13 protein-coding genes are annotated in these 13,697 nt (G+C 32.5%); 10 read left to right on the top strand and 3 right to left on the bottom strand.

Annotated features, from left to right (window positions below; all coding sequences use genetic code 11):
* The first annotated feature begins 39 nt into the window (after positions 1-39).
* The 3 genes from Q0663_RS02890 (at position 40) to Q0663_RS02880 (ending at position 2,520) form a co-directional block, all read left to right on the top strand.
* The gene (locus tag Q0663_RS02890) at positions 40-1,413 is read left to right on the top strand and encodes an aldehyde dehydrogenase (protein ID WP_299006041.1); all 1,374 of its coding nucleotides are present in this window, start codon (positions 40-42) and stop codon (positions 1,411-1,413) included.
* A gap of 46 nt (positions 1,414-1,459) precedes the next feature.
* On the top strand, positions 1,460-2,194 hold the full coding sequence (locus Q0663_RS02885) for a nitroreductase family protein (protein ID WP_299006037.1): 735 nt from the start codon (positions 1,460-1,462) through the stop codon (positions 2,192-2,194).
* A gap of 107 nt (positions 2,195-2,301) precedes the next feature.
* Positions 2,302-2,520: a hypothetical protein gene (locus Q0663_RS02880; protein ID WP_299006034.1), complete on the top strand. Its 219-nt coding sequence runs from the start codon at positions 2,302-2,304 to the stop codon at positions 2,518-2,520.
* A gap of 72 nt (positions 2,521-2,592) precedes the next feature.
* Here Q0663_RS02880 and Q0663_RS02875 read toward each other — a convergent pair whose 3' ends face one another.
* The gene (locus tag Q0663_RS02875; RefSeq protein ID WP_299006031.1) at positions 2,593-4,980 is read right to left on the bottom strand and encodes a penicillin acylase family protein; all 2,388 of its coding nucleotides are present in this window, start codon (positions 4,978-4,980) and stop codon (positions 2,593-2,595) included.
* A gap of 254 nt (positions 4,981-5,234) precedes the next feature.
* On the opposite strand from Q0663_RS02875, the gene Q0663_RS02870 reads away from it, so the two are divergent.
* From Q0663_RS02870 to Q0663_RS02860, 3 genes are all read left to right on the top strand, one after another.
* Entirely contained in the window at positions 5,235-5,543 is a 309-nt protein-coding gene (locus Q0663_RS02870) for a hypothetical protein (RefSeq protein WP_299006029.1), read from the top strand.
* A 63-nt stretch (positions 5,544-5,606) separates the two neighbouring features.
* Complete coding sequence (locus Q0663_RS02865) at positions 5,607-5,915, top strand: hypothetical protein (protein WP_299006026.1); 309 nt, start codon at positions 5,607-5,609, stop codon at positions 5,913-5,915.
* Between the two features lie 110 nt (positions 5,916-6,025).
* On the top strand, positions 6,026-7,360 hold the full coding sequence (locus tag Q0663_RS02860) for a sigma-54 dependent transcriptional regulator (protein ID WP_299006023.1): 1,335 nt from the start codon (positions 6,026-6,028) through the stop codon (positions 7,358-7,360).
* Here the strand turns inward: Q0663_RS02860 and Q0663_RS02855 are convergent.
* The gene (locus Q0663_RS02855; protein ID WP_299006020.1) at positions 7,353-9,770 is read right to left on the bottom strand and encodes an ATP-binding protein; all 2,418 of its coding nucleotides are present in this window, start codon (positions 9,768-9,770) and stop codon (positions 7,353-7,355) included. The two genes, Q0663_RS02860 and Q0663_RS02855, sit on opposite strands and share 8 nt — an antisense overlap.
* Before the next feature lie 188 nt (positions 9,771-9,958).
* Here Q0663_RS02855 and Q0663_RS02850 point away from each other — a divergent pair, with 188 nt between their 5' ends.
* The 3 genes from Q0663_RS02850 to Q0663_RS02840 all read left to right on the top strand — a co-directional run bounded on the left by Q0663_RS02850 (position 9,959) and on the right by Q0663_RS02840 (position 11,970).
* A complete protein-coding gene (locus tag Q0663_RS02850; protein WP_299006017.1) occupies positions 9,959-11,086 on the top strand; it encodes a DegT/DnrJ/EryC1/StrS aminotransferase family protein in 1,128 nt (375 codons plus the stop codon).
* 16 nt (positions 11,087-11,102) lie between these two features.
* Positions 11,103-11,504, top strand: a complete 402-nt coding sequence (locus Q0663_RS02845) for an MFS transporter (RefSeq protein WP_299006014.1) — start codon at positions 11,103-11,105, stop codon at positions 11,502-11,504.
* Positions 11,505-11,775: 271 nt separating this feature from the next.
* On the top strand, positions 11,776-11,970 hold the full coding sequence (locus Q0663_RS02840; RefSeq protein ID WP_073184218.1) for a hypothetical protein: 195 nt from the start codon (positions 11,776-11,778) through the stop codon (positions 11,968-11,970).
* 81 nt (positions 11,971-12,051) lie between these two features.
* Here the strand turns inward: Q0663_RS02840 and fabD are convergent, their stop codons facing one another.
* Positions 12,052-12,936, bottom strand: coding sequence for an ACP S-malonyltransferase (fabD, locus tag Q0663_RS02835; protein ID WP_299005997.1), 885 nt, complete (start codon positions 12,934-12,936; stop codon positions 12,052-12,054).
* A 65-nt stretch (positions 12,937-13,001) separates the two neighbouring features.
* Between fabD and Q0663_RS02830 the strand changes: the two genes are divergently transcribed.
* The gene (locus Q0663_RS02830) at positions 13,002-13,691 is read left to right on the top strand and encodes a queuosine precursor transporter (protein WP_299005995.1); all 690 of its coding nucleotides are present in this window, start codon (positions 13,002-13,004) and stop codon (positions 13,689-13,691) included.
* The last annotated feature ends 6 nt before the right edge of the window (positions 13,692-13,697 follow it).

Raw genomic sequence — 13,697 nt, 5'->3', positions numbered from 1 at the left:
TTTTCAATGATGAATAAAAAATCACAAGACTTATAGCTTATGAATATTCCCGCATTGGTTCAGTCGCAAAAAAACTTTTTTGCCACCCAACAAACCAAAGATATTTCCTTTAGAAAAAATGCTTTAAAAAGATTACAAAAAGAACTTATTGCTAGAGAACAAGATATTATTAAAGCACTTCACGATGATTTTAAAAAATCGGAGTACGAAGCAGTAATGACTGAGACTTCTATCGTATTGGCTGAGTTAAAAATGGCGATAAAAAATATTCATTCTTGGAGTAAACCTCTGCGTGTGTTGCCGTCGTTACTAAATTTCCCTTCCTCAGCAAAAATTTATAAAGAACCTTACGGAACTGCACTGATTATTGCTCCTTGGAACTATCCTTATCAACTAGCATTCGCACCTTTATTAGGCGCTATTGCAGCAGGAAATACCGTGGTATTAAAACCTTCGGAATTGACACCACATACGAGTAAAATTACTAAAGAAATTATTGAGACTGTTTTTGATAAAAATCATGTAACTGTTGTTGAAGGTGGCGTGGATGTTTCTACAGAATTGTTAGCGCAACGTTGGGATTATATTTTCTTTACAGGAAGTGTTCCTGTAGGTAAAATTATTGCTAAAGCTGCAGCAAATCATCTTACACCTGTTACTTTAGAATTAGGCGGAAAAAGTCCGTGTATTGTTGACGAAACTGCCAATATTAAATTAGCAGCAAAACGTTTGGTTTGGGGAAAATTCATCAATGGCGGACAAACCTGCATTGCTCCTGATTATTTATTGATTCATACATCGGTTAAAGAACAGTTTATACAAGAATTTAAAGAAGAAATTTTTAGAGCCTACGGAGAAAACCCTCAAAACTCACCTGATTTTCCACGCATTGTCAACACTAGAAATTTTGACCGTCTAGCTTTGATGCTAGAAAATGAAAATTGTGTAATTGGTGGGCAAACCGATAGAGATGACCGCTATATTGCCCCTACCTTAATTGATGAACCTAGCTTGGATAGTGAAGTAATGAAAGGAGAAATTTTCGGACCAATTTTCCCTCTAATTTCTTACGAAAATGAAGCCGACATTGAAAAAATCACTGCTAAATATGATAAACCTTTGGCTTTATATGTATTTACCAATCGAAATTCATTTGCTAAAAAAATGATTCAACGTTATTCATTTGGTGGCGGAACCATAAATGACACTACGGTTCATTTTGCCAATCACAGACTGCCTTTTGGTGGTGTGGGAGAAAGTGGTATAGGTGGTTATCACGGAAAGCAAACGTTTGACACGTTTTCACACAAAAAAGGGGTTGTTTCTCGCGGAACTTGGCTAGACATTCCAACTCGATATGCTCCATACAAAGGAAAACTAAAACAATTAAAAACCTTAATGAAACTAGGATAAATTAGATAAAAGACAAATAGACACAAGAATCAAGACACCTATATAAATGAGTGAAAAAACCGTATCAGAAGCAGTTAACTACCGTCGTTCAGTAAGAGTATACGACCCTGAAAAACCGATAGACACTGCTGTTGTAAAAAAATGTTTAGAGCAAGCTAGTTTAGCTCCTACCAGTAGCAACATGCAACTATGGGAGTTTTATCATATCACCTCAAAAGAAACAATCGACAAAATAGCTCCTTTATGTTTTAATCAAAATGCTGCTAAAACCGCACAACAACTAGTAGTTTTTGTGGTTCGTAAAGATTTATGGCGTAAACGCGCTAAATCCAACTTAGCTTTTATGGATACAGTTTTTGGAAAAAACAATCCAAAATCGGAACAACGAAGTCGAGAAAAAGTAGCGCGTAATTACTACGGAAAATTGATTCCGTTTACCTACTTTGATATATTTGGGATTTTTGGCTATCTTAAATACTTAATGATTCTTGTTGTCGGACTTTTCCGACCTATTTATCGTGAAGTTCGCAATAGTGATATGCGCATTGTAGCTCACAAAACTTGTGGATTAGCAGCACAGACTTTCATGCTATCTATGGCTGCTGAAGGTTATGACACCTGCCCTATGGAGGGTTCTGATACTTGGCGCGTAAAGCGTTTATTAGGCTTGCCTCGTAGTGCAGAAATTAATATGGTTATTTCTTGTGGTATCCGTAAACCTGAAGGAGTGTATGGAGAACGTTTTAGAATTCCTTTTGAGGAGGTTTATAAAGAAGTATAGTAGATGACAGATAAATCATTAATAGAAAGTGCTAAACATGCTTTAGACAATCATATTCCAAAACCTTTAATCTCTGCTTCTATTGAATTAAGAACATTTAAAAGGAAATGGTTTCAAGTGTTTATAGAAAAACAAAAAAAGAAATCCAATGGCTTTGTATTTTTGACCAAACGGCAACAGATGATATTGAATTTGGTAGAGTTGCAGGTACTGAAATTATTTCTGACTTCAACTCTGAATATGGAATTAATGAAATGTTTGAAAAAATTGATTTAGATGAAAAACCAAGAGTTCTAAAAAACATTATTTATTCAAAACCAGAGTAAAAAAGTAAAAAAATATAATATCCGAATCGAATACAAAGATTGCTTCACTACGTTCGCAATGACCTTAGAATCTTATTCCTTTTTCGGCAAAAACACCAATTTATTTTTACTCTTCTTTATAGCTGTCTCATTAAGGCTCATTTTTACAAACTCTCCATCTACATATTTTTGTGCTTGGTCTTTGTAATAAGGACTAAACACATTTCCTGATTGTCCTGTAGGTAAAATCGCAATGCTATTCTCTACATCAGAAAAATCAATGACTCTACGTGTTGAAGGTCCTCCATGAATTTTATATACCCCTGTACTATCCAATTTAAAAATCTGGTTGTTAATCACCTCATTTCCTCCAAGAGTTTCAAACGGCCCTACATTGAAGAACTTACGTAACAAACCTCCTGCTTTACCAATAGCGTGTTCGTATTCCACTGAAATTACGCGATTCCACGTCCAATTATCTACATTCTCTCCTAATTGATTTTGTAAAAATGTGATGGATTTTTGAAAAGCTGTGGTAATTATTTCATTTCTAGTTTCAACTTTATTTGTTGTTGAAATATCATCCCACCAAACTGATTGTTCTCTTTTAGCTTGCTGTGCTAATACTTGATCTTGTATTTGTGTATCAATAAACAACTGAAAACTATCTCCTAACTCATCTTTGTAAGTAGCGGTTAAGAATTCATATAAAAAGCGATTGTAAATCGTCGGAGCTACATTGGTTTTTAAATATTCTCCATCCCACTTTTCTAACACCGAATATGCTTTTTTTGCCGAAGGAGATAGTGATGATTTATCCACACCATTTAATAATTCTCTACCGATTTCTGGAACTACTGGTGAAGTAACATCGTAAATCATTTCAGCTACATCCTCTTTCGTAAAATCGTTTTTAGGCTCTAATAACTGAACAATTCTCTTAGCTCTATCTTCTGGTTGATAATATCCAGGATACAATTTTCCTCTTACCGAATCAGGTTGATTATTTGCTGAATACACATAATTCCAACTCGGATTTTCCGCCTGCGGATTTTCTTCAAAATCTAAATACTCTACAATTTCATCCTTACCAGAAGTTCCGTTTAAATACATTTTAGAAGATAAACTATCTCTTAATTCATATAATTTAGCCGAAGCAAACCAACCTACATTTCCTTTCGCGTCACCGTACATTACATTTAAACCTGGCGCGTGAATTTTTGCTGTTCCTGTTTTAAAATCTTCTAACGAATTTGCATACGACATTTTGTGTGACGCTTCTAACAATTGATTAGGCAACTGCGTATAAATCCAGTTCATTGCAATCGGTCTTTCATCAGTTACATGCTCTATCAATCCGTTCATAATCGGACCATGTTTACTCACTTTTACTTGATAGGTTGTATCTTTTCCACCCTTAACCTTTATATGCTTATCCCACAACTCATATTTCTGGTATCCTTGAGGAGTTTTGTACTCCATTGAATTTTCTGGATTGTTTTCTTCTATATAAAAGTTCAAATCGTCATTTGCTAACATTGTTAATCCGTAAGCATACTCTTTATTGTGTCCTAACAACGGAAATGGCATCAAAGCCAGATTAAATCCGTAGATTTCAAAGTCTGGAGTTTTTATGTGATTTTGATACCAAACCGAAGGCTGAGAAAATTCAATATGCGGATCGTTTGCAAAAATTACTTTTCCGTTTTTAGTTTTTGGTGGCGCAATTACCCATGAGTTACTTCCAATAAATGGAGAAACAGGGAGTTTTTCCATTATTTCACTTACTGCAATGGACATTTCTGCTTTAATCGCTTCTTTATTCGTTGTTTTGTTTAGGGTTAAATTTTTATCGAAAGAATTCAACAACTCATTCACATACGGCTCCCCTAAATTTTCTTTTACTTCAGTAAGAAACGGATCTGTTTTGTGTGCAATCGCAAAGCTAAATGCCATGTACCCAAAAACATTATACACATCTTTTATTGTATAATTTTCTTTATCCAACCCTACTAAATAAAATTCTAAAGGGGTGGCTCCTTCTTCAATAAATTGATTGACTCCTCTTAAATAGGCCTCTGTTAATTTATAAGCTTCTGAATTTTTATCTAATTCTTGAATCGTTTTTTCAGCAGCTTCTTCAATCCCTAATCCTGAGAAAAATTTATCGACCCTTACCAAATCTTTTCCAAAAACTTCTGCTAATCTTCCAGCCGAAATTCTTCGAATCAATTCCATTTGCCATAATCTGTCTTGCGCATGCACATACCCTAGAGCCGTATAAGCATCTTGTTGATTTTGTGCGGTAATGTGCGGAACTCCTACCTCATCATAATACACAGTAACTTTATCTGAAATTGAGCTAAGTTGTAACTCTCCTTCATAAGTTGGATGTAGAGTTTTTGTAAACAACCAAACACCAACACTTACTAACACTAATAATAACAGACCTATTTTTAACGACTTTTTTAATAACTTCATTAAGGATGATTTTTTATCAAAGATAACAGAATTATTTATTGTTACTCACTAGGGTCAAAAGTGTAAAATTTACACAGTTTTGTTTTTAGTTTACACACTTTTTATACACCTCAGTGCGAACCTTCAAAAAACCAAAAACACACAACACACTGTATAACAACAACATATAGATAAAGACAATTTTACACACAGTCGTTGGCATATTTATTTCAATATACCAAGCAAATAGTAAATAACTTAAAAAACTTAATATCATGAAAAATTTAATTTTAGCAGCAGCAATTTTAGCAGGAGCTTCAACTTACGCAACAGTAAATAACACTAATACTCCTATCACACAAGTACATAAAATTGTAGAGTATGGTTTTCAAGAGATTTCTTTAGATAAAATCCCAACAACAATCACTAATTCTCTTAAAAACAGTTTTCCTTCTGCTACTTTAAGCAAAGCTTTTGTAAACGAGAAAGAACAGTATAAATTAGAAATTAGTGTTGAAAACGAAACCAAAACTCTTTATGCAGACAAAGACGGAAATTGGTTAGAGGCTAAAGACGTAAAATAATTAGTATTCACCCCCAAGAATAGTAATAGTAAATAATATATAATCCATTTAAAACTTAATATCATGAAAAATTTAATTTTAGCAGTAGCAATTTTAACAGGAGTATCAACTTACGCAACAGTAAACAACACTGTTTCTCCTATCACACCAGTACACACAGTTGTAGAAAACGGATTCCAAGAGGTTTCTTTAGATAAATTACCTACAGCAATTGTTGATGCTCTTAAAAGCAGCTTTCCTTCTGCTACTTTAAGCAAAGCTTATGTTAACGGAAAAGAACAATACAAATTAGAAATTAGTGTTGAAAACGAAGCTAAAACTCTTTACTCTGACAAAGACGGAAATTGGTTAGATGCCAAAGATGTTAAATAATTGGTAATCCCTCAATTTTAGTAAGAAAAGGGCGTTTTTTTGTAAAACGCTCTTTTTTTTAGTTTATAAAGGACTTATATTAGAGGAACTATTTAGAACAAACATATTTTATGAAAACGATTTTACTGGTAGAAGATGATGTTACATTTTCAAATATGTTAAAGCATTTTTTAGAACGCCATCAATACACTGTAGATGTAAGCTATACGATTAAAAACGCTACAACTCTTTTAAAAGAACATACTTATAATTTAATTTTTACCGATTTACGTCTTCCTGACGGAAATGGTATCGACTTATTAAAATTGAGTAAAGATAATAACAGTAATATTCCCGTAGTTTTAATGACAGGATATGCTGAAGTTTCAACTGCTGTTCAAGCAATGAAACAAGGTGCTTTTGATTATATTTCTAAACCTTTTAATCCTGATGAAGTTTTAGAAGTAATTAGCAATGCTCTTGAAGAAAAAAATGATTTTGTAGAAGTCACAAAAGAAGAAAAGAAAAGCACCAATACAAATGCTAATATTGTTGCTGGCATTAGTGCTGCTTCTAAAAGTTTATTCGAGCATATTAATTTGGTAGCTCCTACTGATATGTCTGTTCTTATTACTGGTGAAAGCGGAACAGGTAAAGAAGTTGTTGCCAACACCATACACAATCAAAGTTTACGCAAAAACAAACCTTTTATTGCTGTTGATTGCGGAGCGATACCTAAAGAAATTGCTTCTAGTGAGTTTTTCGGACATCAAAAAGGGTCTTTTACTGGTGCAACAAACGATAAAATAGGACATTTTGAAGCCGCTAATGGCGGAACTCTCTTCTTAGATGAAGTTGGGAACTTAAACTACGAAAGTCAAGTACAATTATTACGTGCTTTGCAAGAACGAAAAATTAAACCTGTTGGAAGCAGTAAGGAAATCACTGTAGATATACGACTTATTACCGCGACTAATGAAGATTTACTTTTTGCCGTTGAAAGCGGTAATTTTAGAGAAGATTTATACCATAGATTAAATGAGTTTTCGATTAAAGTACCTAGTTTAAAAGACAGAAAGGATGATTTAATTTTATATGCTGATTTCTTTTTAGAGAAAGCAAACCAACAGTTACATAAAGAAGTCGCTGGTTTTTCTCAAGAAGTCTTAGCTTTATTTCAGCAGTACCATTGGCCTGGGAACTTACGAGAATTATCTAATATTATAAAAAGAGCTACGCTTTTATCTCAAACTGAAATTATTGAAAAAGAAGTGTTACCAGAAGAACTAAAAACCCCTGATGTTCAACATAATTTTTCCAACAAATTTTCTACCAAAGAAAATGAAAGAACACTCATCATAAGCGCATTAAAAGAAACAGGAAACAACAAAACAAAAGCTGCAAAGCTTTTAAATATTACTAGAAAGACTCTTTACAACAAATTAAAGGAATACGAAATTAACTAAGGAAATTTCGTATTTCTTTTAACAAGTGAACCACTTTTTCGTTAAAACTCTCCCAAACTTCTTTATCTATTTTGTCAGCTTCTTCAAAATCTTGAAGAAACACCACTAATGAGTGAATTTTTAGCTGCTTAAACATCCCCAGCATTTTATGACTAATTGTTTGAAAAGATTGTAAGTCATTTTTATCTACTGATTGTTCTAACAACGATAAATTCTGCTCAGTTTCTTTTACAAACAAGCGCAGTGTTTTTTCTACGATCAAAGTATCATTGCCTAAAAACGCTCTTAATGAACTGATGTCAAAGCTTTGATATTCTTTGTTATTAATTTCCTTTCCTTTTTCCCAACTAACATTTATATTAAAAAAACGCTGCAAAACTTCTGTAAGTCTTTCTGTTGTAAATGGTTTAATTAAAGCATCTGAGAAACCACTTTTAATATATTCACTTTCCGATAAGTTTGCTCTTCCAGTCATCGCTACAATGGGCTGACCTTTATAAGCTCTATGTTTCTTTAGAGTTTCCATAAAATGAATACCGTTCATTTTGGGAAGTTGAATATCTGTTAAGACTAAATCATAAGTAATCGTATCTATTTTATTTAATGCTTCTTGTGCATTACTAAAAGAAGTAACTGCAACACCAAATCCTTCTAAAATATTTTCCAATAATGTTCTTAACGAGGTATCATCTTCTACGACTACAGCATGAATATTAAGCCTTTTAATTTGTGAATTTATCTCTTTTATATTTGATTTTTTTTCAGCAAAAGTAATAGGTACGAACAACGAAAATATACTGCCTTTTCCTAAACTACTTTGTAAAGTCAAAGATCCTCCCAAAAGTTCTGCTAGTCTTCTAGAAATGGTCAAACCTAACCCAAATCCATTTTGCCTATTCTCTTTTTCATGTACTTGAGTGAACTCTTTAAACACCTTGTTTTGTTTATCTTTACTTATTCCTACTCCTGTATCAATTACTGCAATCTCTACATAACTCTTTTCTTTTACCTGTCTTAATTTACTTTGTATCGTTATTGAACCTTCTTTAGTAAACTTACAAGCATTCGTTACTAGATTATAAAGAATTTGTTTTATTCTAAACGGATCACTCACCACTAAAGAGTTAATTTTTTCGTCGTGATTTACATTTATTGAAATTGGTTTATTTTGAACAAGGCTTTTAGCGCTATTAGCTACTTCCTCTATATTTCTTTTTAAATCAAAAGGAATAGTTTCAATAGTTATTTTACTATTCTCTAATTTAGAAAACTCTAAAAGATCGCCGACAAGCTGCCCCATGTAAACCGATGCATTTTGTATATGCACCACATAATTTTTCTCTTTAGTACTAGTAATTGATTTTTGTAATAACTCGCTAAAACCGGTAATTGTACTTAACGGTGTTCTTAAATCATGGCTTACCATGGAAATTAACTGCTCTCTGCTTTTTAGGAGTGAAGATGTAGTTGCATTAGCACTTTCTAACTCTTGCCTGTAGTGCTGACTCCTCCAAAAATCATTCAAAATAATAATTGAGAACAGTACTATAATCACAAAACCAACTCCAGCTGCTAACAATATTATAGTTTTACTACGATTTAGAGTTTCTTCATGCTTTTTATAGGCTTCAGTTGCATTCGAAATTACATCTCTTTCCAACACACTTAATACCTCCCGTAGCTTTCTTGAGATTGTAACATCATTTTCTATTAACTCTCTCTCTTTTATTCGTAAAAACCTCCTTTTTATATTGGTTTCTCTTTGTGCTTTTTGAAGTATTTCTTTGGATGCTGTTACTAAAGAGTCTATTTGTTTTTGCTCTGTTGCTCCTACTGGTTTATCTTCCTCTTCTGTATCAAATAACTTTAAATACCGCTCTAAACTTAGTCCTGTTTTATTATTGAATTTTTCTGGATTCCCTACAAGATCTTTTAATGTCTCTTTTCCCAAAAGCGAATCTATTGACCCTAACTTATCAATAGCTTCATTAATAGACTTATCAGAAGCGTTTTGTTGATTCAATCTTCTTAAACTTGTAATGTTTATACGCTTGTTATTTAAAACAAGCTTAATACTATCTAATATGTTCTTTTTTGAAATATCTTCGACAATAAAGTTTAAAGAGTCAATCTTTTTAATCAACGATTTATTTTCTTCTACATACTCATTATATCGTTTATAGGAGTTTAGTTGAATAGCTGCTCTACCTAGATTTTCATTTTCATAAATATCAGCTATCAACCCTCCTGTTTGTATGATGTTATTTCTATCGGAAATTCCTTGTTTTTGTATATCTATATATGTTTTTATTTCAGAAAAAAGTAGCGTTCCTGAAATAACAGCTAACACTATAAGTATGGCATATCCTACTAAAACCTTAAAGGCTATTTTACGTTTCGATTCTTTCATTTATCTTTCCTGTTCTCTTGTAGCTACAAAACGGAAAATTATAGTTTTTGTTGTTTCCTTTCTGCTCATTAAATATAGCACATAACACCCATTTTTATAAATAAAATATGTCTTTTATAATTTTCTTTAAAGATTTAAAACAATGAAAGATTGTTTGTATTTTTGATGCTTATAAAAATCATGTCAAAATGAGAAAAATTCAAATGGTTGACTTACAAGGTCAATATCAAAAAATAAAAGATACGGTTGATACTTCAATTCAAGAAATTCTAAATTCTTCAGCATATATTAACGGACCGTACGTTCATGAATTTCAAGCAGATTTAGAGAATTATCTAGGTGTTAAGCATGTAATTCCATGTGCTAATGGTACCGACGCTTTGCAAATAGCAATGATGGGTCTAGGTTTAGAGCAAGGTGATGAAGTAATTACTGCTGACTTTACATTTGCAGCAACAGTTGAAGTAATTGGTTTATTAAAATTAACTCCCGTTTTAGTTGATGTTGAACCAGATACTTTTAATATTGACATTGAAGCTTTAAAAAAAGCAATTACACCTAAAACAAAAGCTATTGTTCCTGTTCATTTATTCGGACAATGTGCTAATATGGAAGCTATTTTAGAAGTTGCTAAAGAACACAACTTATTTGTAATAGAAGATAATGCCCAAGCCATTGGAGCTGATTATACCTTTGCCGATGGAACTAAGAAAAAAGCTGGAACTATTGGAAATGTAGGAACTACCTCTTTCTTCCCTTCTAAGAACTTAGGATGCTATGGTGATGGTGGGGCTATTTTTACTAATGACGACGAATTAGCGCATACGCTTCGTGGAATGGTTAATCACGGAATGTACAAACGCTACTACCATGATGTTGTTGGAGTGAATTCTCGTTTAGATTCTATTCAAGCAGCTGTATTAAAAGCTAAATTACCGTTATTAGATAGCTATTGTGATGCTCGTAGAAAAGCTGCTGAATATTATTCAAACGCATTTGCTAACAACTCAAATATTATCACACCGACAATTAGTGATTTTACTACGCATGTTTTCCATCAATATACATTGAGAATTACTAACGGAAAGCGCAATGAGTTACATCAACATTTATTAGATAACGGAATTCCAAATGCTATTTATTACCCAGTTCCGTTACATGCGCAAAAAGCATATCAAGACGACCGATATAATGAAGATGACTTCACTGTAACCAATCAATTAATAGATGAAGTTATTTCATTACCAATGCATACAGAATTAGATGAAGAACAATTAGCGTTTATTACTAAAACTTTGAATGACTTTATTCAATAATTTGGATTGAAATCTTATGAGTCAAAAAATTAAAACTTTAAAAATTATTCACCTTGCCTTAATTGCTGTAATTACTCTTGCTTTTACATTTTTAGGCAATTTCAAGACCATGTTTGACATGGTGATTGATGACTCATCTTTGTTCTATGCATTTATTCCTGCAATAGCTTATGTTGCTAGTAACTTCATCTTTAAAAACATGTTGAGAAACATTCAAAAAGATGCTAGTAATGAAGAGAAACTTGCTATTTATCAGTCTGCTTCTATAGCTAGATGGGCTATTATTGAAGGGGCTTGCTTTTTGATTTTAATTTTAAAACCTGATTTTTTATTGTTAGGAGTAATCTTATTAATTTATTTAATTCTTTTAGCTCCAAAAAAAGCACAAATATTCCAAACCTTAGATATCAGAAGCTAAGATTTCTTATATAAAAAGACAAAAAATCACTCATTTTTGATTATTTTCAGTCAATTTTGAGTGATTTTTTATTCATTTTGGTAAAAAACAGCTTTTTTACACCTCTAATTTGTGAAATGTTTCCACTTCCTATTATCATATTCTTAAAATAATACACTCTAAATTTAACAGTACATATTTATTAGTTGATTTTTAATGTTTTAACGCTTATTAATTGACACCACGCTTTAAGCTTTTTAGCTTTGTACCCTAATTTAATGATACTAGAATAATGAAATTGATTAAAATTAAAAGAGAAACACGTTTGGAAAAACGATTTTCAAGAAAAATGGGTAAACTTCATACTAATGTTACCTACATTAAAAAAATGTTTTTAAATATTATACCTCTGGAAACGGTACACAAATACAGAGAAACCTATTATGGTGAAGTTAAAGATTGTGAAGATTGTGTTTTAGCTAGATAACAACTTTCATTTTCACAAAGCAAAAATCCCGTTCCAAAAGAACGGGATTTTTCTGTGTTATATTTTGTATTTACTACTTACTTATGCTAAAGAAGCACCACTAGCAGCTACACTTCTATCAATCTTACGCATTAACCCTTGTAATACTTTACCAGGACCAACTTCAACAAACTCAGTACCACCATCAGCTATCATTGCCTGTACACATTGTGTCCATCTTACTGGCGCTGTTAATTGCGCTATTAAGTTTTCTTTAATTTCAGCAGGATTTGTTACTGCTTTCGCTACCACATTTTGGTATACTGGACACACAGGTTCATTAAATGTAGTTTCTTCAATAGCTGCTGCCAACTCCTCACGAGCTGGCTCCATCATTGGTGAATGAAATGCTCCTCCTACAGGTAAAAGTAATGCCCTTTTAGCGCCTTTTTCTTTTAATACTTCACAAGCTTTTTCAACAGCTTCAATTTCTCCAGAAATTACTAGTTGTCCTGGACAATTATAGTTTGCCGCTACCACTACTCCGTCAATCGACGCACAAACTTCTTCAACTACTGCATCTTCCAACCCTAATACAGCTGCCATAGTAGATGGCTGAATTTCACATGCTTTTTGCATTGCTAAAGCTCGTTTAGAAACTAATTTTAATCCATCTTCAAAAGACAATACACCATTAGCTACTAACGCTGATAATTCTCCTAAAGAGTGACCAGCAACCATTTCTGGTTTAAAATCGTCTCCTAAAACCTTAGCTAAAATTACTGAGTGTAAAAAAATAGCTGGTTGTGTTACTTTGGTTTGTTTTAATTCTTCAGCACTACCTTCAAACATTACGTCAGTAATACTAAAACCTAATATATTATTTGCTTTTTCAAAAAGTTCTTGAGCTAATGGTGAGTTTTCATATAAGTCTAACCCCATTCCTGTAAATTGTGCTCCTTGACCTGGAAAAATATACGCTTTCATTTGTTTGTTTTGTTCTTTATTTAACCCTGCAAACATACAACTTTTAAAATTACTATCTTCGTTTTATGACTGTACAACAAAAATCTCAAGCGCAACTTATTTACCTAGTTTTAGCTTCGTTATTTATAGCCTCTCTTGTAACTTCAAACCTTATTTTTCAGAAGTTTTTTTATTGGGAACCCTTTAATTTATTCCGCTTTGAAGTATCTGTTGGAATACTTCCTTACCCTATTACTTTTTTAATTACAGACATTCTTTCTGAAATTTATGGTAAGAAAAAAGCCAATCAAGTTGTTGTAGCAGGTATTTTTGCTTCCTTTTTTTCTATGTTAATTATTTTAGTAGCTGATTATGCTCCTGCAATTGACAACTCTCCAATTGGTAATGAAACCTTTACCAAAGTTTTTGGACTTTCTCCTTTAGCGGTATTAGCATCTATGCTAGCTTACTTAGCTGCTCAGTTTATAGATATTCGTATTTTTCATTTTTGGAAAAGGTTAACGAAAGGAAAACATTTATGGCTTCGCAATAATTTTTCTACCTTTTTGTCACAATTTATAGATACTTTTACCGTATTATTTTTATTGAGTTCTTTTAAAATACTTCCTTGGAGTATTTTTGGTAGCCTTTTACTTAGCGGTTTTTTATTCAAAGTCATCATAGCAGCAGTCGACACTCCTGTTTTATATGTTATTGTATATTGCTTTAGAAAAAAATTCGGCTTAAAAATAGGAGAAGAGATCACAGAATTTTAACCTAAC

The organism is uncultured Tenacibaculum sp. (assembly GCF_947504135.1).
Classification (GTDB): domain Bacteria; phylum Bacteroidota; class Bacteroidia; order Flavobacteriales; family Flavobacteriaceae; genus Polaribacter.
The sequence above is the reverse complement of the archived record's forward strand: the minus strand, read 5'-3'. Positions and strand labels throughout refer to the sequence as shown.